Origin of the sequence: Brachybacterium sp. YJGR34, assembly GCF_003347015.1 — a bacterium.
Classification (GTDB): Bacteria; Actinomycetota; Actinomycetes; order Actinomycetales; family Dermabacteraceae; genus Brachybacterium.
This window is the reverse complement of record NZ_PNFB01000008.1, coordinates 47,879-66,734: the sequence shown is the minus strand read 5'-3', so window position 1 is coordinate 66,734 and position 18,856 is coordinate 47,879. Positions and strand designations below refer to the sequence as shown.

20 protein-coding genes are annotated in these 18,856 nt (G+C 72.5%); 6 read left to right on the top strand and 14 right to left on the bottom strand.

Annotation, left to right across the window (positions count from 1 at the left end):
- Positions 1-12: 12 nt before the first annotated feature.
- Entirely contained in the window at positions 13-780 is a 768-nt protein-coding gene (locus CXH06_RS09225) for a methyltransferase domain-containing protein (protein ID WP_114854891.1), read from the bottom strand.
- 43 nt (positions 781-823) lie between these two features.
- Positions 824-1,771 (bottom strand): LysR family transcriptional regulator, encoded by a 948-nt coding sequence (locus tag CXH06_RS09220; protein WP_114854890.1) that lies wholly within the window; start codon positions 1,769-1,771, stop codon positions 824-826.
- A gap of 90 nt (positions 1,772-1,861) precedes the next feature.
- Here CXH06_RS09220 and CXH06_RS09215 point away from each other — a divergent pair, with 90 nt between their 5' ends.
- The 3 genes from CXH06_RS09215 to CXH06_RS09205 all read left to right on the top strand — a co-directional run bounded on the left by CXH06_RS09215 (position 1,862) and on the right by CXH06_RS09205 (position 5,546).
- A complete protein-coding gene (locus tag CXH06_RS09215; protein ID WP_114854889.1) occupies positions 1,862-2,908 on the top strand; it encodes a DMT family transporter in 1,047 nt (348 codons plus the stop codon).
- Positions 2,909-3,141: 233 nt separating this feature from the next.
- On the top strand, positions 3,142-4,527 hold the full coding sequence (locus CXH06_RS09210) for a hemolysin family protein (RefSeq protein ID WP_114854888.1): 1,386 nt from the start codon (positions 3,142-3,144) through the stop codon (positions 4,525-4,527).
- A complete protein-coding gene (locus CXH06_RS09205; protein ID WP_114854887.1) occupies positions 4,524-5,546 on the top strand; it encodes a hemolysin family protein in 1,023 nt (340 codons plus the stop codon). The genes CXH06_RS09210 and CXH06_RS09205 overlap by 4 nt, the downstream gene beginning before the upstream one ends.
- A gap of 27 nt (positions 5,547-5,573) precedes the next feature.
- Here the strand turns inward: CXH06_RS09205 and CXH06_RS09200 are convergent, their stop codons facing one another.
- The 8 genes from CXH06_RS09200 to CXH06_RS09165 all read right to left on the bottom strand — a co-directional run bounded on the left by CXH06_RS09200 (position 5,574) and on the right by CXH06_RS09165 (position 12,843).
- Positions 5,574-6,149, bottom strand: a complete 576-nt coding sequence (locus CXH06_RS09200; RefSeq protein WP_114854886.1) for a hypothetical protein — start codon at positions 6,147-6,149, stop codon at positions 5,574-5,576.
- Positions 6,150-6,256: 107 nt separating this feature from the next.
- Positions 6,257-7,966 (bottom strand): 2-isopropylmalate synthase, encoded by a 1,710-nt coding sequence (leuA, locus tag CXH06_RS09195; RefSeq protein ID WP_157975687.1) that lies wholly within the window; start codon positions 7,964-7,966, stop codon positions 6,257-6,259.
- A gap of 293 nt (positions 7,967-8,259) precedes the next feature.
- Positions 8,260-8,541, bottom strand: a complete 282-nt coding sequence (locus tag CXH06_RS09190) for a hypothetical protein (RefSeq protein ID WP_157975682.1) — start codon at positions 8,539-8,541, stop codon at positions 8,260-8,262.
- 82 nt (positions 8,542-8,623) lie between these two features.
- Positions 8,624-9,592, bottom strand: a complete 969-nt coding sequence (era, locus tag CXH06_RS09185) for a GTPase Era (RefSeq protein ID WP_114854883.1) — start codon at positions 9,590-9,592, stop codon at positions 8,624-8,626.
- Positions 9,589-10,926: a hemolysin family protein gene (locus tag CXH06_RS09180; protein WP_114854882.1), complete on the bottom strand. Its 1,338-nt coding sequence runs from the start codon at positions 10,924-10,926 to the stop codon at positions 9,589-9,591. The genes era and CXH06_RS09180 overlap by 4 nt, the downstream gene beginning before the upstream one ends.
- A 46-nt stretch (positions 10,927-10,972) precedes the next feature.
- On the bottom strand, positions 10,973-11,434 hold the full coding sequence (gene ybeY, locus CXH06_RS09175) for an rRNA maturation RNase YbeY (RefSeq protein WP_114854881.1): 462 nt from the start codon (positions 11,432-11,434) through the stop codon (positions 10,973-10,975).
- Positions 11,435-11,437: 3 nt separating this feature from the next.
- Positions 11,438-12,484: a PhoH family protein gene (locus CXH06_RS09170; RefSeq protein ID WP_114854880.1), complete on the bottom strand. Its 1,047-nt coding sequence runs from the start codon at positions 12,482-12,484 to the stop codon at positions 11,438-11,440.
- A complete protein-coding gene (locus CXH06_RS09165) occupies positions 12,481-12,843 on the bottom strand; it encodes a histidine triad nucleotide-binding protein (RefSeq protein ID WP_114854879.1) in 363 nt (120 codons plus the stop codon). Before CXH06_RS09165 ends, CXH06_RS09170 begins: the two co-directional genes overlap by 4 nt.
- 88 nt (positions 12,844-12,931) lie before the next feature.
- On the opposite strand from CXH06_RS09165, the gene CXH06_RS09160 reads away from it, so the two are divergent.
- Positions 12,932-13,471 (top strand): NADPH-dependent FMN reductase, encoded by a 540-nt coding sequence (locus CXH06_RS09160; RefSeq protein ID WP_114854878.1) that lies wholly within the window; start codon positions 12,932-12,934, stop codon positions 13,469-13,471.
- A gap of 15 nt (positions 13,472-13,486) precedes the next feature.
- Here the strand turns inward: CXH06_RS09160 and CXH06_RS09155 are convergent, their stop codons facing one another.
- From CXH06_RS09155 to hrcA, 3 genes are all read right to left on the bottom strand, one after another.
- Entirely contained in the window at positions 13,487-14,275 is a 789-nt protein-coding gene (locus tag CXH06_RS09155; RefSeq protein ID WP_114854877.1) for a 16S rRNA (uracil(1498)-N(3))-methyltransferase, read from the bottom strand.
- Between the two features lie 6 nt (positions 14,276-14,281).
- Positions 14,282-15,412: a molecular chaperone DnaJ gene (gene dnaJ / locus CXH06_RS09150; RefSeq protein ID WP_114854876.1), complete on the bottom strand. Its 1,131-nt coding sequence runs from the start codon at positions 15,410-15,412 to the stop codon at positions 14,282-14,284.
- Between the two features lie 110 nt (positions 15,413-15,522).
- Positions 15,523-16,533 (bottom strand): heat-inducible transcriptional repressor HrcA, encoded by a 1,011-nt coding sequence (hrcA, locus tag CXH06_RS09145; protein WP_114854875.1) that lies wholly within the window; start codon positions 16,531-16,533, stop codon positions 15,523-15,525.
- 126 nt (positions 16,534-16,659) lie between these two features.
- Between hrcA and CXH06_RS09140 the strand changes: the two genes are divergently transcribed.
- Complete coding sequence (locus CXH06_RS09140) at positions 16,660-17,544, top strand: DUF3097 domain-containing protein (RefSeq protein WP_114854874.1); 885 nt, start codon at positions 16,660-16,662, stop codon at positions 17,542-17,544.
- Between the two features lie 134 nt (positions 17,545-17,678).
- On the top strand, positions 17,679-18,395 hold the full coding sequence (locus tag CXH06_RS09135; protein ID WP_114854873.1) for a DUF4870 domain-containing protein: 717 nt from the start codon (positions 17,679-17,681) through the stop codon (positions 18,393-18,395).
- Positions 18,396-18,483: 88 nt separating this feature from the next.
- On the opposite strand, the gene CXH06_RS09130 is transcribed toward CXH06_RS09135, so the two are convergent.
- Positions 18,484-18,855 (bottom strand): iron chaperone, encoded by a 372-nt coding sequence (locus tag CXH06_RS09130; protein WP_114854872.1) that lies wholly within the window; start codon positions 18,853-18,855, stop codon positions 18,484-18,486.
- Position 18,856 lies beyond the last annotated feature (1 nt).

Below are 18,856 nucleotides of genomic sequence, written 5' to 3'. Positions count from 1 at the left end.
CGACGGGCGCGCTCAGCACGGGCGCCGGCCGACGGCGAAGACCCGCCGGAACGGCAGCACGACACCGTGCTCCGTCTCCGGGTAGGCGGCGCGCAGGCGCGCGCGGAAGGTGCGCTCGAACCCGGGCCGCAGCGTCTCCGGCAGGGCCTGGAGGGTGGGCCGCGCCCCGGTGCCGCTCACCCAGGCGAAGACCGGGTCCGGTCCCGTGAGCACGTGGAGATAGGTGGTCTCCCATGCCTCGACCTCGAGCCCCAGGTCCTGCAGGGCGCCCAGATAGGTGCCGGCGTCATGGGCGTCGGGATGATCGACGCCGCGCAGGTGCTCCGCGTAAGGGGCGCGGGCGGCGAGCTCACGACGGATCGCGTGGCTGGGCTCGTCGAAGTTCCCGGGGACCTGCATCGCGAACCAGCCGCCGGGGGCGAGCATCGCGACCAGGCGGGGCAGCAGCTGGAGGTGTCCGGGCACCCACTGCAGGGCCGCGTTCGTGACCAGCACGTCCACGGGCGCGGACGGCTCCCACCGGCGCAGGTCGCCGCGCACGGCGGTGATGCCCTCGACCTGTCCGGCGCGGGCGACCATCTCCGGGCTCGAGTCGACGGCCAGCACCTGCGCCTCCGGCCAGCGCGCGGCGAGCAGGGCGGTGAGCGTCCCGGGGCCGGCCCCGAGGTCCACCACGTGCGCGGGATCCACGGCGCGGATCCGGGCGGTGAGATCCGCGAAGGGGCGGCCCCTCTCCTCCCCGAATCGCAGGTACTGCTCCGGACTCCAGGTGTGCTCCATGGGTGCTCCTCGCCTCGCACAGGTATCTTGAGATCAAGATACCTCAGGGCTCCCGTCCCCGGATGCCGCCCCCGAGCGTGTCCAGACCCTGGAGATCGGTGAGGGCCGCGGCCGCCTCGCGGAGCGCGGCCCGGAAGGCGAGCAGCGCGGGGTGTCCGGCGGCGCCGGCGCGGGCCGCCGTGTACAGCGTGCGGTGGGGATCCCCCGGCAGGCGCAGCGGCCGTGTCCCTCCGAGATGCTCCGAGGCGATGATGCCGGGGACCACGGCCACGGCGTGCCCGGAGCGGACCAGGTGGACCTGCAGAAGCGGATCCTGGGTGCCGAAGCGCACGTGCGGCTCCACTCCCGCCGCGCGCAGGTAGGTGCGCTCCCAGACCCCGGTGCGGGTGGGCTCCGGGTCCAGCGCCCAGGGGGCGTCGGCGAGCTCGGCGAGGGAGCGGGCGCCGGCCCAGGGGCCGTGGTCCGGGAGCACCAGCAGCAGCGGATCCTGCAGCACGCCCTCCCGGTCGGTGCCGCGGCGCACCACCTGCTGGCCGCCCGGGTAGTCCTCGCCGAGGATGACGTCGAAGGCGTGGGCGAGGAGCCCCTCGTAGGCGTCCTCGACCTCCTGCTGCGCCATCTCCAGGCGGAGGTCCGGGTGCCGCTGCGCCAGCACGCTGACGGTCGCGGGCGCGAGCGCGATCATCGGGGTCTGGAAGGACGCGACCCGCAGCACCCCGCCCACCTCACCCTGGGCGTGGGCGAGCTCCGCCTCCGCGGTCTCGAGCAGGCCCAGCATCTCCTCGGCGCGGCGGGCGAGCTGCACCCCCGCGTCGGTGAGCGCCACCCGCCGTCCGGACTGCTCGAAGAGGGTGACCTTGGTCTCCCGCTCCAGGTGGGAGAGCTGCTGGGAGACTGCCGACGGGGACAGCGAGTGGGTTCGGGCGACGGCCGACATCGTCTCCAGCCTGTGGAGTTCGTGCAGCAGGAAGAGGCGGTGCAGGTTCAGCATGGAGGCTCCTCCGTTCGTGAAGTTCTGCTTCACGATACTGGTCGAGAACATTCGCTGGACCAGGCAGTACTCACCGTGCACAGTGGAGGCGTGACCGCCTCCGCCTCCCCCGCTCCGCCCTCCCTCGCTCCGAGGCGCGGACCCGCCGGGGTCCCCCTGACCCCGGTGCTGTTCATCCTCGGCTCCTGCCTCTCGCTCCAGGTGGGCGCGGCGCTGGCGACCCAGCTGTTCCCGGCGCTCGGCTCCTGGGGCACCACCGCACTGCGTCTGGGCATCTCGGCCCTGGTGCTGATGGCCGTCGTCCGGCCGCGGCTGCACCGCTTCACCCGCGAGCAGTGGATCGCGGTGCTGCTGTTCGGCGGCGCGATCGGGGCGATGAACGGCTCCTTCTACGCGGCGATCGACCGGATCCCCCTGGGGACCGCCGTCGCGATCGAGTTCCTGGGCCCCCTGACGGTCTCCGCGGTGCTCTCCACGCGGCGCACGGACCTGCTGTGGGTGGCGATGGCGCTCGGCGGCGTGGGCCTGTTCGGGATCGAGTCCCTCACCGGGGCGGCGGAGCTGGATCTGGTCGGCGTGCTGTTCGCCCTGGTCGCCGCCGTCTTCTGGGGCCTGTACGTGCTCACCAGCGCCCGGGTGGGGCGCCTGGTGCCCGGTCAGGACGGCCTGGCGGTGGCGATGGTGGTCGGTGCGATGGTGGTGCTGCCGCTGGGAGCTCCCGGCGCGCTCGCCGGGCTGATGGACGTGCGACTGCTGGCCCTCGCCGTCGGCACCGCCCTGCTCGCCTCCGTGCTGCCATACACGCTCGAGCTCGCAGCGCTGCGCCGCCTGCCCCGCCACGTCTTCGGCATCCTGCTCAGCCTGGAGCCGGTGATCGCGCTGCTCGCCGGCGTGCTGCTCCTCGGGCAGCAGGCCACCGCCCTGAGAGTCCTCGCCGCGGTGCTCGTGGTCGGGGCCAGCGTGGGGATCACCCTCACGGCCCGGGGCACGGCGCCGGAGGAGCCGCAGCCCGTCGACGAGACGCCGGGGTGGGATCTGCCCACGCCCACCCACTCGACCCTCACCGGGGAGATGCCGGTGCTCACCGAGGAGGACCTCCGGACCGAGGAGCACGAGCCGCCCGGGACGGGCCGCTGACCGTCGCGGGGATCTGCAGATCGCCTGGGAGGCGACTCCTCCGCCCCCATATACTCATCGCGACACATCCGCCGTCGAGCCACGGAGCCACCGAGAACACCCATGAGCCGCGCTCTGCAGAACCCCGGGTCGTCCGACGACCCGGGGGACAGTTGCCCCTCACCCGTCCTCCCCTTCTCGACTCCGCGGACGCCCGCCGGTGATCGAGCCTCCGCATCGCCCGGGGGCCCGGCATGATCGCCGCGATCGGGCTCCTCGCGCTCGGCCTGGTCCTGATCGCCCTGATCATCGTGGCCAACGGGTACTTCGTGGCCCAGGAGTTCGCCTACATGTCGGTGGACCGCTCGCGCCTGCACGCGCAGGCGGACGCGGGAGATGCCGCCGCTGCCCGGGCGCTGAAGGTCACCCGCCGCACCTCGTTCATGCTCTCCGGGGCCCAGCTCGGGATCACGGTCACGGGTCTGCTGGTCGGCTACGTGGCCGAGCCCCTCGTCGGTGAGGCCCTGGGGACCCTGCTGGGCGGGGTGGGCATTCCCGCCGCACTGAGCATCTCCGTCGGCACGGTCCTCGCGCTCGCCCTGGCCACCGGGGTGCAGATGGTCGTCGGGGAGCTGTACCCCAAGAACCTCGCCCTCGCGATCCCCGAGCCGATGGCCAAGGCGCTGGCCCGCACCACCCTGATCTACCTGGCGGTCTTCGGCTGGCTGATCGTCGTGTTCGACGCGGCGGCCAACGGCCTGCTCCGACTGCTGCGGATCGAGCCGGTGCACGACGTCGACAGCACGGCGACGGCGGAGGACCTCGATCGCATCGTCGCCGACTCCCGCGACAGCGGCGACCTCCCGGAGGATCTCTCGATGCTGATCGACCGCGTCCTCGATTTCCCGCACGAGACCGTGGAGCACGCCATGATCCCGTGGACCCAGGTAGGCACGGTGGACGAGTCGGCGACGATCGGGGAGGCGCGCACGCTGATGGCGAGCGGACACACCCGGTACCCCGTGATCTCCCCGGATCAGCAGCCCGTCGGCGTCGTGCACCTGACGGATCTGCTGGACCCCGCCGTCCGGACCGGCGATCCGGTCACCTCGATCATGCGCGAGCCCCTGCTGCTGCCGACCTTGATGCCGCTGCCCGACGCCATGGAGACCCTCAGCAGCTCCCGCCACCAGCTCGCCTGCGTGCTCGACGAGTTCGGCGGCTTCGACGGGGTGATCACCCGCGAGGACCTGGCCGAGGAGCTCGTCGGCGAGCTCACCGACGAGCACGACCTGGAACCCCCGCGACTGATCGTCGCCGAGCAGGACGACGTCTGGCGGATGGCCGGTGACGTCCATGTCGACGAGCTGGAGCGGACCGTCGGCCACGACCTCCCCGAGGGGGACTACGAGACCGTCTCGGGCCTCGTCATCGCCGAGCTCGGCGACTTCCCCGAGGCCGGGCAGAGCGTGCTCGTGGATCTGCCCGCCGACCCCCGTGAGCTCGCCGCCGGCGAGGCGATCCCGCGACGCCTGCAGATCGACGTCACCGCCCTCACCCGCCACGTGCCCAGCGAGCTGCTCGTGCGCCTCGTCCACGCCGACGGGACCGACGACCACCCCGCGAAGGAGGACCGATGAGTGACCCCCTCGTGGTCATCGTCATCACGGTGGCCCTGATCGCGCTGAGCGCCCTGTTCGTCATCATCGAGTTCTCCCTGCTGGGAGCGCGCAGCCACCGCCTGGAGGCCGAGGCCGGCAGCAGCAGGTCCGCGCGCGCGGCGCTGCGCAGCATCAACGAGCTCACCGTCATGCTCGCCGGCGCCCAGCTGGGCATCACCGTCTGCACCTTCGCCCTGGGGGCGGTCACCAAGCCGGCGGTCGACGCCTGGCTGGCACCGGTGCTCACGGGCTGGGGGATCCCGTCAGCCCTCGCCGGCACCGCGGCCTTCGTGATGTCGCTGCTGATCGTCACCTTTCTCCACCTCGTGGTGGGTGAGATGGCGCCCAAGTCGTGGGCGATCGCCCACCCGGAGCTGTCGGCGAAGGCCACCGCCCTGCCGACGCGGGCCTACATCTGGCTGCTGCGCCCCGTGCTCCGGGGCGTCAACCAGATCGCCAATCGGCTCGTGTCCGCCAGCGGCGTCACCCCTGTCGAGCGCGCCGCGGTCGGCGGGCAGGACGCCGAGACCATCCGCCAGCTCGTCGAGCACTCCACCTCGACGGGGACCCTGGACGGTCGATTCCACCAGCAGCTCTCCGGTGTGCTGAGCCTGCAGGACCGCACCCTCGAGAGACTCATCGCCCCCGACGCCCGTCCCACCTCGGTCCCGTCCGGGGCCACCGTCGCCGAGCTGCAGGCGGCCGCCCACCGCAGCGGGCACCTCCGCGTCCTCATCGAGCGGACGGACGGTCGCGCACCCGGCGTGGTGCATGTGCGCGACACGCTGCTGGAGCCCGTCGAGCGCCCGGTCGAGGACCTGGCGCGGGATGCGCTGACGCTCCCGGCCGGGACCACCCTGCACGATGCGCTGACGCGCATCCGACGGTCCGGCGAGCAGCTCGTCGCCGTCCTGGACGAGGGCCGGTTCCTCGGCGTGGTCACCCTCTCCGACATCCTCGCCGAGGTCATGTCCACGCGCGAGGAGTCGCGAGCGTGACGGAGTGCGATCGGCGACGTCCCGCTCCTACGGCCGGGCGGCGGGCGGCGCCGGGGCGGAGGAGTCCCGCTCGGCCAGAGCGCGCAGTGTCCGTAGCTGCTTGCTCATCATGAGCAGATCTCCCCAGGCCAGCAGGTACCGGCGCAGCCGAGCGGCCGGCCCACCGCCGGCCGGCATCCACAGGTCGCCCCGCAGCAGCGCGTCCCCATCGCCCCTCGGGACGATCGCATAGCGCACCGTGATGGCTCCGAAGATCCAGGTGGGCGCTCCCGGCCGCATCGTCAGCGTCAGCGAGCGATCCGGCACGACGTCGACCAGCGAGAAGATGGTCATGAACCGCTGGCCCACCGCGAGCGCCGTCAGCGTCGGATCCGCGCGGCGCGGGCTTCGCCGGCCGACGTTGTCGATCCAGTCGTAGCTGTACGGGGCACGGCGCAGCTGGCACAGCCACAGGTACAGCACCCGGGGATCAGCGTCGCTCGCCACCGAACGGGCCGCCCGGCGCCGGGGCGCATCGTCCACGAGACCGTCGGGGACCTCGGCCCCCTCGACGCTCCCCCAGGTCCACGGAAGCGTCGCTGCGGACCTCGTCCTCCGGCGCATGCCGACCTCCCGAACCATTGCTGCAGCCAGTCCCCGCCACTGTAGCGGCGGGCCGCCGCGGCGTCGGTGCGGGAGGGGCTCCCCTGTTCCGCCGGCCCCGGCGGGCCTCAGATCCGCGAGCGGGCCTCGCGGTTCAGGGCCGAGATGATCGCCTCGAGGGAGGCACGGGTGATCGAGCCGTCGATGCCCACCCCCCAGAAGATCCTCTCGCCGATCTCGCATTCGATGTAGGAGGCGGCGAGCGAGTCGTCGCCCTCGGTCAGGGCGTGCTCGGCGTAGTCGAGGATCCGCACGTCGACCTTCCGCTCCGCGAGGCCCTTGACGAAGCCGTCGAGCGGGCCGTTGCCGATGCCCGTGACCGTGCGCTCCTCGCCGTCGACCACGAGCGTGACCGTGATGCGGTCGGCACCGTCCCCGGTGGACTCCTGATGGATGTCCCGCACGCTGAAGCGGCCCCAGCGGCGGTCCTCCTCGGTCGAGGGGAGGTACTCGTCGGTGAAGTCCTCCCAGAGCTGCTCGGGGCTGACCTCGCCGCCGCCGTCGTCCGTCTTCTGCTGGACGATGCCGGAGAACTCGATCTGGAGACGGCGGGGCAGGTCCAGCCCGTGCTCGGTGCGCAGCAGGTAGGCCATCCCGCCCTTGCCGGACTGGGAATTCACGCGGATCACGGCCTCGTAGGAGCGGCCCAGGTCCTTGGGGTCCACGGGCAGGTAGGGCACCCGCCAGACCAGGTCGTCGACGTCGACCCCGCACGCGGCGGCGTCGGTCTCCATGCGCTCCAGGCCCTTCTTGATGGCGTCCTGGTGGGAGCCGGAGAAGGCGGTGAACACGAGGTCGCCGCCGTAGGGGCTGCGCTCGGGCACCGGCATCTGGTTGCAGTGCTCGACGGTGCGTCGCACCTCGCCGAGATCCGAGAAGTCGATCTGCGGATCGATGCCCTGGCTGAACAGGTTCAGGCCCAGGGTCACCAGGTCCACGTTGCCGGTGCGCTCCCCGTTGCCGAACAGACACCCCTCGATGCGATCGGCGCCGGCCAGGTAGCCGAGCTCCGCGGCGGCGACGCCCGTGCCGCGGTCGTTGTGCGGGTGCAGGGAGAGCACCAGCGACTCGCGGCGGTCCAGGTTCCGGTGCATCCACTCGATCGAGTCGGCGTAGACGTTCGGGGTGGCCATCTCCACCGTCGCCGGCAGGTTGATGATCATCCTGTGCTCGGGCGTGGGCTTGATGACGTCGATGACGGCGTTGCACACCCGCAGCGCGTACTCGAGCTCGGTGCCGGTGTAGGACTCGGGCGAGTACTGGTAGGTGACCTCGGTGTCCGGGATCGTCTCCTCGTACTTCTTGCACAGCAGAGCGCCCTGCACGGCGATGTCGAGCACGGCGTCCTGGTCGGCGCGGAAGACGACGTCGCGCTGCACCACGGAGGTGGAGTTGTACAGATGCACCACCGCCTGCTTCGCGCCCTCGATCGCCTGATAGGTCCGCTCGATGAGGTGCTCGCGGGACTGGGTGAGGACCTGGATCGACACGTCCTCGGGGATGCGGTCCTCCTCGATGAGGGAGCGCACGAAGTCGAAGTCCGTGCGGGAGGCCGAGGGGAAGCCCACCTCGATCTCCTTGTAGCCCATCTGCACCAGCAGCTCGAACATGCGCAGCTTGCGCTCGGAGTTCATGGGGTCGATCAGCGCCTGGTTGCCGTCGCGCAGGTCCACCGCGCACCAGCGCGGTGCCCGGGTGATGCGCCGGGCGGGCCAGGTGCGATCGGGGAGCTCGACGGCGATCTGCTCATGGAAGGGCAGGTACTTGTGCACGGGCATGCCCGAGGGCTGCTGGGGCGCCGCGCCGGTGGTGCCGACGACGGGGAGCGCGGGGTCGAGCTCGGCGGCGAAGGGCGCGACGGCGGTGGTGCTGGGGTGAATCATGGTGGGGGATCCTTCTCGCTGGGGGTACCGGTCGCCGGAGCGCACATCAGCCGCGGCGGGTTCCCGGCGGTGTCAGGACCCGTCGCGGCGACGAAGCAGGAGCAGCGATCCACGCATGGAGATCACGCTAGCACCCTCCCGGCGAGGGGTCGGACGCGCTCAGCATGCGAACACCGGCGCCGGATCGCTCACGGCGCGGTGACGAGCAGCGTCGCCAGCCCCGCCCACACCAGGAGCGCGACCGCGAGCGCGAGGGCCGTCGTGCGGGCCCGTCGGGCGGACGGCGCGAGCAGGACGGCGCCGAGCGCCGTGAGCAGGCCCAGCGGCAGCGCGAGCACGGTCCCGAGGATCAGCACGTAGCCGTGCGGGTCGAAGGACCCTCCGCCGAACCGGGAGCCCACCACCATCAGGCACAGCAGGAGCCACGGGGCGCCGGCGCAGAGAGCCAGGACGGCGCCGACGATGCGCACGGCGATCTCAACGCCTCGCGGCGACGTCGCCGATCCCGGTGCCTCGGAGGGCACCGGGAGGGACACGCCGTCGTTCATCGGCTCAGAAGCCCAGGCGGCCCAGCTGCTTGGGATCGCGCTGCCAGTCCTTGGCCACCTTGACCCGCAGGTCCAGATGGACCTTGCGGCCCAGCAGCTGGTTGATCTCGGCGCGGGCCCGGGAGCCGACGTCCTTCAGCCGGGAGCCTCCACGACCGATGATGATGCCCTTCTGGCTGTCGCGCTCGACGAACAGCGTGGCACGGACCACCAGGCGGCCGGCGCCGGGCTCGACCTCGGCGAAGGGATCGCCGTCCGGATCGGTCTCCACGACCTCCTCGACCACCACCGCGATCGAGTGCGGCAGCTCCTCCCGCACGCCCTCGAGGGCGGCCTCGCGGATCAGCTCGGAGATCCGGTCGTCGCGGGACTCCTCGGTGAGCTGGTCGTCCGGGTACAGCTGCGGGCCGGCGGGAAGCTGCGCGGCGACGACGTCCATCAACACGTCGATCTGCTCGCCGGCGACGGCGGAGATCGGGACGATCTCGTCGAAGTCCATCATCTGGTCCACGCTCATGAGGTGCTCGGCGAGGGCGTCGCGGCCCACCAGATCGATCTTGGTGACGATCGCGACGACGCGGGGGCCGCGGCGGCCGGTGCGCATCTCGACGAGGTCCTGGGCGATGAAGCGGTCGCCCGGCCCGATCTTCTGATCCGCGGGCAGGCAGAAGCCCACCACGTCGACCTCGCCGAGGGTCTCGCGGACCAGGTCGTTGAGCCGCTCCCCGAGGAGGGTCCGGGGGCGGTGCACTCCGGGGGTGTCGACCAGGATGATCTGGGCGTCCTCCCGGGTGACGATGCCGCGGATCGCGCGTCGGGTGGTCTGGGGCTTGGTCGAGGTGATCGCGACCTTCTCCCCCACCAGCGCATTGGTCAGCGTCGACTTGCCGACGTTGGGGCGTCCCACGAGGGCCACGAAGCCCGCGCGGTGCTCACGCTCCTCGGTGCGGGGATCATCCTGGTCAGCGGTCATCTCTCGTCCTCCTGGTCAGTGGGTGGTCCAGCGTGCTCGTCCTCCTGCGGTGCGCGGCCGACGAGCACGGTCGACAGCCTCCGCCGCCGCCCGGCGGTCCTCTCCGCCTCGAGGTCGAGGCCGTAGGCCGTGGCGCGGCTGCCGGGGATCGGCACCCGTCCGGTCACCTTGCCCAGCAGCCCGCCCACGCTGTCGATGTCGTCGTCGTCGATCTCGAGGTCGAAGAGCTCCCCCACCTCGGACAGCCCCGCCCGAGCGGGGACCCGGAAACGGCCGTCGTCGAGCTGCTCGATCTCGGGGACGGCCGGATCGTGCTCGTCGGCGATCTCCCCGACGATCTCCTCGAGGATGTCCTCGATGGTGACGATCCCGGCCACGCCCCCGTACTCGTCCACGAGCACGGTGATGTGCACGTGGCTGGTCTGCATCTGGCGGAGCACGTCGTCGGCCGCGACGAACTCCGGGGCGAAGCGCGCGGCGCGCATGATCTCCCTCACCGGACGTCCCGGTCGCGGGTCCCAGGGCGAGTGGATGGCCCGCAGGACGTCCTTGACGTAGAGCATCCCGCACAGGTCGTCGATGCTCTCCGCGTAGACGGGGATGCGGGAGAAGCCGGAGCGGACGAACAGCCGCAGGGCCTTCTCCGCGGAGGCCGCGGCCGGGATCGTCACCATGTCGGTGCGGGGGACCATCAGCTCGCGCACCATGGTGCCGCGCAGGTCGAAGACGCCCTGGATCATGTCGCGCTCATCGGCCCGGACGTGCTCGTCCTCCAGCGCTCGGTCCACGCTCTGGCGGGCCTTCTCCGCCCGCTCCTCGGGCCCGTCGCCATGACCGGGACGGGCGTCCCGGGACTCCCCGAGCCGGGTGAGCGCGCCCGCGGCGGGCCACAGCAGCACGCGAACGGCGGCCACCGGGAGCCGAGCGGACAGCAGCACGGATTCGGGACGCCTTCCTCCGATCGTGCGCGGGGAGATCGCGAGCACCACCAGCACCATCACGGCGGCGAGGAGCACGGCGGCCAGCAGCGGCAGGAACCGGGGACCGGGCAGGGCGAAGCGCTCCCAGACGAGCAGGGCGATGCCGGTGACGGCGGCGACCATCACGACCTCGGCGAGCATCCGCCCGAGGGAGACGGAGGCCAGAGTGCGCGCGCCGTCGCCGTACTGGGCCAGGACGCGGTCGCGGACCGCCGCGGGCCGCCCGCCCGCCGCCTTCTCCAGCGCGCCGCGGGAGACGGACAGCAGGGCGGTCTCGACCGCGCTCAGCACACCGGACAGAGCCGCCGCCGCGAGAGCGATCGGGATCAGCACCAGCAGGACCGTGCTCAGCACGGGAGCTCGCGGGGCGGGACGGAGCCGGAGGGCATGGCGGCGGGTGTCACCGGGCCGGGCGAGAGGCCAGGAAGGTCAGCAGGAGCGTGCGCTGGAGGTCGAACATCTCCTTGCGCTCGTCCTCCTCCATGTGGTCGTAGCCCAGCAGATGGAGGATCGAGTGGACCGTGAGCAGCAGCATCTCCTCCACGGCGCTGTGCCCCGCCTCGGCGGCCTGCGCCGCCGCCACGCTCGGGCACAGCACCACGTCGCCCAGCAGCCCCTCCGGGGCGGGCACCTCCGGGGTGCCGGGCGTGAGCTCGTCCATCGGGAAGCTCATCACGTCGGTGGGGCCGGGCAGGTCCAGCCACTGCACGTGGAGCTTCTCCATCGCGTCCTCGTCGACGAACAGGATCGACATCTCGGTGGCGGGGTGCAGGTGCATCGCCTCGAGCACGAAGCGGGCGAGCTCGACGAACTCGGTCTCGTCGACCACGGCGGTGGTCTCGTTGCGGATCTCGATGGACATCTCTCAGCTCCCGGTGCTCGGGCGGTGGCGGGAGTCACGGCTCCCGCCGGGGCGGATCTCCCAGCGGCCATAGGCCTCGACGATGTCGCTGACCAAGCGGTGGCGGACCACGTCGCGGGAGGACAGGCGGCAGAAGGAGATGTCGTCGATGCCGCTGAGCACCTTCTCCACCACGCGCAGGCCGCTCTGCTGGGCGCCGGGCAGGTCCACCTGGGTGACGTCCCCGGTGACGACCATGGTGGAGTTGAAGCCCAGGCGGGTGAGGAACATCTTCATCTGCTCGGGCGTGGTGTTCTGCGCCTCGTCGAGGATGATGAAGGCGTCGTTGAGAGTGCGCCCGCGCATGTACGCCAGCGGGGCGACCTCGATCGTCCCGGCACCCATCAGGCGCGGGATCGACTCGGGGTCGAGCATGTCGTGCAGCGCGTCGTAGAGCGGCCGCAGGTACGGGTCGATCTTCTCGTTGAGGCTGCCGGGCAGGAAGCCCAGCCGCTCCCCCGCCTCGACCGCGGGGCGGGTGAGGATGATGCGGTTGATCTGCTTGCTCAGCAGCTTCTGCACCGCCATCGCCACCGCCAGATAGGTCTTGCCGGTGCCGGCCGGCCCGATCCCGAAGGTGATGGTCGAGGTCTCGATCGCCTCGATGTACGTCTTCTGCCCCATGGTCTTGGGGCGGATGGTCCGCCCCCGGGAGGACAGGACCGTGCGGGAGAGCACCTCCTCGAGCCGGCCGCCGGCGGCGCGGTCGTCGCCGTACAGGGCGGCGGCGCGCTGCACGGCCTCGGCGGTGACGGCCTGCCCGGTGCCGGCGAGCTCGATGAGCGAGCGCATGATGTGCTCCCCGCGGCGCAGCGCGTCCTCGGTGCCGCGCAGGGTCACCTGGTGGCCGCGCACGTGCACATCGGTGTCCGGCACCGCATCCTCGAGCGCCGCGAGCGCCTGGTCGTTCTCCCCGAGCACCTGGAAAGGGCTCAGATGATCCGGGATGGCCAGCATCCGCTCGCGCACCTCGGGGGTGCGGCCGGGGGCCGGGTGGAGGGGGTCCGTCACAGCTCTCCTTCTGCGAGCGTCCTGCCCGCCAGGACGTGCGCATGCACATGGAACACGGTCTGACCGGCGGTGGGGCCGGTGTTGAACAGCAGCCGGAAGTCGCCGTCGGACTCCTCGGCGGCCACCTGGGAGGCGACCCGGGTGACGTGGGCGAGCAGCGCAGGCCGCTCGGCCAGTGCGCGCACGTCCCGAGAATGCTCCCGCGGGACGACGAGCACGTGCACGGGCGCCTTCGGCGCGAGGTCGCGGAACGCGATCACCTCGTCGTCCTCGTACACGCGGTCCGAGGGGATCTCCCCGGCGACGATCCGGCAGAAGATGCAGTCCGGGTCCAGCGGTGCGGCAGTGGTCTCTCCCATGCCCGCGAGTCTACGGGAGCGGAACTCGCCACATGACGTCCCGCACAGCGTGGCATCGAGGGCGGGATATGAGACGTTGGGCGGCATCATGACGCGACTTGGAATCCTCCTGACCAGTGCCCGCCCGAACCGCGTGGGAGTGCATGTCTCCCAGTGGGTCCACGACGCCGCTCCCGAGGGCGTCGAGGTGGACCTCATCGATCTCGGCGAGCTCGCGCTCCCCGCCTTCGACGAGCCCCACGCCCCCAAGGCCGGCCAGCCCCGCACCACGCCGCACGCCGAGGCCTGGGCGCAGCGGATCGCGGCGCTGGACGCCCTGGTCATCCTCACCCCGCAGTACAACGGCTCCTACCCGGGCGCCCTGAAGAACGCGATCGACTTCCTCTACGCCGAGTGGGAGGGCCTGCCCACCCTCCTGATCGGCTACGGCTGGGGCGCGGCGGGCGAGGTGCTCCCCCCGCTCGAGGCGCTGATGCGCCGCGTGGGCGCCGACGTCGTCGACACCATCGGCCTGGGCTTCCGCGAGGACCTCTCGGTCGAGGGCGAGCTGTGCGTGCAGCAGCCCAAGGCGGAGCAGCTGCAGCACGCCATCGAGCGCTTCACCGCCGAGGTCCCGGCGAAGGTCTGACACCGCCGCCGCGGCTCAGCCCCAGCGCCCCACGAGGGCGCTGAGGACCGCGAGCGCGGCGGGACCGGCGGTGGAGCTGCGCAGCACCTCAGGGCCCAGCAGCACCGAGCGTGCGCCCGCCCCGCGCAGCGCCTCGAGCTCGTCGCGGTCGATGCCGCCCTCGGGGCCGACGACCACCACGATCTCCTCCCGGCCCTCCGCGCTCGCCGCCCGCAGCTGCGGGGCGAGGCTCATCAGGCCCACGGATTCCTGCTCGTGCAGCACGAGCACGAGGGCGCCCCGCGCGACCCGCTCCTGCAGGTGGGCGACGAGCTCCGTGCTCGTCGCCGGCGCGGCGACCTCGGGGATGCCCGGACGGCGGCACTGCTTGACGGCCGCGCGGACGGTTCCCTGCCAGCGGGCGCGACCCTTGGCGAGCTTCTCGCCGCGCCACACCGAGACCGAGCGGCGCGCGATCCACGGCACCACCTCGTCCGCGCCGAGCTCGGTCGCGGACTCCACGGCCTGCTCGTCGCGGCCCCCGGTGGCGAGGGCCTGGACCAGCACCAGCCGCGGCAGCCGCTCCACGACCGGGCCCGGGTCCGCGAGCAGGCGCAGCACCAGCGACTCCTTGCGGGCGGCGGTGACCTCGGCGAGCACCTGACGGCCGGGGCCGTCGGTGAGCAGCAGCTGCTCCCCCACCCCGATGCGCGCCACCTTCGCGGCGTGCCGGCCCTCCTCGCCGTCCAGGGTCAGCTCCTCGCCGCTGCGCGCGCGGGAGAGCGCGTCGTCGAGGATCAGGAAGCCGGGCGGCGTGGTGGGCATGGCGGCTCAGAGCTCCCGCAGGCGCTCGCGGAGCTTGGCGAAGGGGCCGTGGCCCTTGCGCCGCGTGGTCTCGTCACCGCGCAGCGCGGCGAGCTGCTGGAGCAGATCGCGCTCCTCGTCGCTCAGCGAGGTGGGCACGTCCACGTCGAGGACCACGCGGATGTCGCCGCGCCGCTCGCGGCGCAGCGGGGTGACGCCGAGACCCTTGAGCGTGATCTCCTCGCCGGGCTGCGAACCGGGCCGGACGTCGATCTCCTGCGGCCCGTCGAAGGTCTCCAACGGGATCGTGGCGCCCAGGGCCGCGGTGGTCATGGGCACCGCGACGGTGGTGACCAGGTCGTCGCCGTCGCGCTCGAAGGTGTCGTGGTCGGTGACGGAGAGCTCGACGAAGAGGTCCCCGGAGGGGCCGCCGGCCTCGCCGGTCTCGCCCTCGCCGCGCAGCTGGATGCGGGTGCCGTTCTCGACGCCGGAGGGGATGCGCACCGTGACGGTGCGCTCGGAGGCGGTGCGGCCGTGCCCGGAGCAGGCGGTGCAGGGGCTCTCGATGACGTCGCCGTGGCCCTCGCAGGTGGGGCAGGGCGCCATGGTGACCATCTGGCCCAGCAGCGACTGGGCGACCCGCTGGACGTGCCCGGACCCGTTGCAGGCGGTGCAGCGGGTGGGGCTGGTCCCCGGCTCCGCGCAGGAGCCCGAGCAACGCTCGCAGAGCACCGCGGTGCGGAAGGTGACCTGCTGCTCGGTGCCGAAGACGACGTCGCGCAGGTCGATCTTCACCCGGCGCAGCACGTCGCCGCCGCGGCGCTGGCGGGGCACCGGCCCCTGCCCCCGACCACGGCCGCCCGCGGCGCCGGCGAACATGTCGAAAATGTCGTTGAAGTCGAAGCCGGCCGTGCCGCCCCCGAACCCGCCCGGGAAGCCGCCGGAGCCCGGGCCGCCGCCCATGTCGTACTGGCGGCGCTTGTCCGCGTGGGAGAGCGTCTCGTACGCCTGGGAGACCTTCTTGAACTTCTCCGCGGCCTCCGGATCCGGGTTGACGTCCGGGTGGAGGGTCCGGGCGAGCTTCCGGTACGCCTTCTTGATCTCCTCGGTCGAGGCGTCGCGGGAGACGCCGAGGAGCTCGTAGTAGTCGTCGTTCACTGGGGCGGATCCTTACAGGGTGTCGGGGTGTCCGGGCCGCGGGCGGCGGCCGGCACGGGGCGAGCGGGGCGGCGGGGCCGGGCGGCGCGCGGACGCCGGCCCCGGCAGGGTCATTCGAGGAAGCGGGACACGTAGCGGGCGACGGCCTGGACGGTCGAGATGCCGGCGACGTAGTCCATCCGGCTGGGGCCGAGGATCGCGAGGTGCGAACCCGACCCGTAGCCCGCGCCGACCAGGGCGGCCGAGTGGAGGGCAGAATCGTGCAGCTCCGAGCCGATGCGCACCTCGACGTCGCCCGGGGAGGCGTGCATCTCGGTGAACAGGCGCAGCAGCACCAGCTGCTCCTCCAGGACGTCCAGCAGGGGCTCGACCTCCCGGGAGAAGTCCTCCGCGGAGCGGGCGAGATTCGCGGTGCCGGCCATGACGATGCGGTCCTCCGCGCGGGTGGCGGCCAGGGCCGCGAGCGGCTCGGCCACCTCGGCGGCGGCCGGACGCTCCGGCGGCGCCAGCGACTCCAGGAAGTCGCTCAGCGGCACGGCGAGGTCGGTGACCTGCCGTCCGGAGACCGCCCGGTTGAGCTGGTCCCGCAGGGCCTCGTAATACTCGGCCGGACGGCCCGCGGCGACCGGCACGGTGCGCTGGTCCACACGGCCGGACTCGGTGATGAGCACCACGAGCAGCAGGGAGTCGGCGACCTTGACCAGCTCGACGTGGCGGATGCGCGCCTGCCGGCGCGCCGGGTACTGGACCATGGCAACCTGCTGGGTGAGCTGTGCCATGAGGCGCACGGTGCGGGCCAGGAGCTCCTCGACGTCGCCCGCGTCCTCGAGCAGCAGGCGGATCGCCCGGCGCTCGGGGGCGGACAGGGGCTTGACGGTCGCGACGTGGTCGACGAATGCGCGGTACCCCTTGTCGGTCGGCACGCGTCCGGCGGAGGTGTGGGGCTGATGGATCAGCCCCTCCTCCTCGAGGACGGACATGTCGTTGCGCACCGTGGCGGCGGAGACGCCGAGCTCGTGCCGCTCCAGGAGCGACTTCGATCCGACGGGCTCCCGCGTGGAGACGTAGTCCTCGACGATCGCGCCGAGGATCTGCAGCTTCCGGGCGTCCGTGGTCCTCACCTCCTGGGTCGCGTGCGGTCGGGGCCTGGCACTCGACCCTGCCAGGTGCTAATCCTACGCGTCCCCGGCGGGGACCGCGGGAGGCGTTCGCCACGGGTGTCGCGCCATCGGTGTACCGTATCGCGCGTGCCTGCACCCTCCGATCGCTTCCCCGACCGGTACGGCTCCGACGTGCTCTCCTCCGGTCCGCCCGCCCATCACCGCCGTCGCCCCGCCGCCCGCGAGCTCCCCGCCCAGCGGGATCTCGTGGTCGAGGAGGCCTCCACCGGCTTCACCGGTGCCATCACCCGGGTGGAGAAGATCGCCGGCGAGCTGGTCGTGGAGCTCGAGGACGGCCGCGGCCGCCGCCGCACCTTCCCGCTGGGTCCGGGCTTCATGATCGACGGCCGCCCCGTCGCGCTCACCCGTCCCACCGCCGCACCGGCCCCGGCGCGCAAGCGCTCCGCCTCCGGCTCCGTGTACGTCGAGGGGGCGAAGGCCCGCACCGCCCGTGCCTCCCGGATCTGGGTGGAGGGAACCCACGACGCCGAGCTGGTGCAGAAGGTGTGGGGCCACGACCTGCGCATCGAGGGCATCGTGGTCGAGCAGCTCGAGGGGGCCGACCACCTCGCCGAGCGCGTCCGGGAGTTCGGCCCCGCCCCCGGCCGGCGCCTGGGGATCCTCGTCGACCACCTGGTGCCGGGGTCGAAGGAGTCGCGCATCGCCGCCGAGGTGATGAACCTCCCGGGCGCCCGAGGGAACGTCACCGTGCTGGGGCACCCGTACGTCGACGTCTGGCAGGCCGTGAAGCCGGCGCGCGTGGGCATCCGGGAATGGCCGCACATCCCCCGCGGCACCGACATCAAGGTGGGCACCCTCGCCGCACTCGGCTGGCCCCATGAGGACATGGCCGACATCGGCCTGGGGTGGAAGCGGATCCTGTCCACCGTCCGCTCCTACGCGGACGTGGAGCCCACGCTCTCGGGCCGCATCGAGGAGCTCATCGACTTCGTGACGGTGGACCAGGGCTGAGCGCACCGCTCCTGGGGGATACCCCCCGCACGACCCGGCGGTTCGCCGCGCGGCGCGCGCGACCCCGACTCGGTAGGCTGGAACCATCAGGTCAGCCGCCGGCCCTCGCTGCCGGCCCGTGGGAAGAAGGAACCATGAGCCAGACTCCGCATCCGCACGATCCGTACGGGTCCGAGCCGGGCGCCCCCGCCGACGAGCAGGCTCCCCAGCCCCCTCGGACGGACCGCGACGACCCCTTCGACCTCGACGCCGGGAGCCCCACCTCGGACCCGGCGCTGCACCCCCACGACCCCTATGCCGTCGATCCCGCCGCCGCGGCGCCGCCGGCCTCTGACCCGTACTCCGCCCCGGCCCCGCAGAACCCGCAGGGCGCCCCCGGCCCCCAGTACGGCGCACCGCCGCAGGGCAGCCCGGTGCTCGACGTGCCGCCGCCCGGCACCAAGGGCGTCTTCGAGGGGCCCCTGACCGGCCAGCCGACCACCGACGCCGACGGGAAGCTGTGGGCGATGTTCGCCCAGCTCTCGGTGATCCTCGGGCATGCGCTCAGCTGGGGCTTCCTGGGCTGGGTGGGGCCGCTGATCATCTTCCTGATCTACAAGGACCGCAACCGCTTCACGCGCTTCCACGCCGCAGAGGCCCTGAACGGCGCGATCGCCGTGGTCATCGTGCAGATCGTGCTCGGCATCGTGCTCACCCTCTTCGGCATCATCACCCTCGGCTTCGGGTTCTTCCTCATGCCGCTGGTGGGCCTGCCGGCACTCGTCCAGCTGATCTTCTCCATCATCGCCGCCGTCAAGGCGAACCAGGGCGAGTACTGGAACTACCCGGTCTCCATCCGCCTGGTGAAGTGATCGCCAGGTCCCACGGCACGCCGTGGGACGCTCGGAGCCCCCGAGACCCGCACCGGTCCCGGGGGCTCCTCCTGTCAGCGGGCCGGGGTCACATCCACAGCACGCCGCGCCGCTCGAACTCCTCCAGGCGGTGGGCGATCATCCGCCGCAGCAGCTCGCGCGGCACGGGCCGGTCGTAGAAGAGCTTCACGCTGCCCTTCCCGGTCTCGAACGTCGTGAGCTCCGCGGCGAAGGCCTCCCGCGTGCTGGGGGTGAAGGTGATGTTGGCGTGCCGGCGGTGCGCGCTGTAGACGAGGAGGATGGTGCCGCGGGGGTGCACGATCGCCGGGGAGCCCCACTTCAGCTCCTCGGCCGCGGCCGGCACGACCTCCCGGCTCAGGGCCCTCAGCTCCCGGAGCACCTCGCCCGCCGGCTCCTCGTGCTCCGCGATGTACTCCTCGACCGTGGTGGGCTTCGTCATC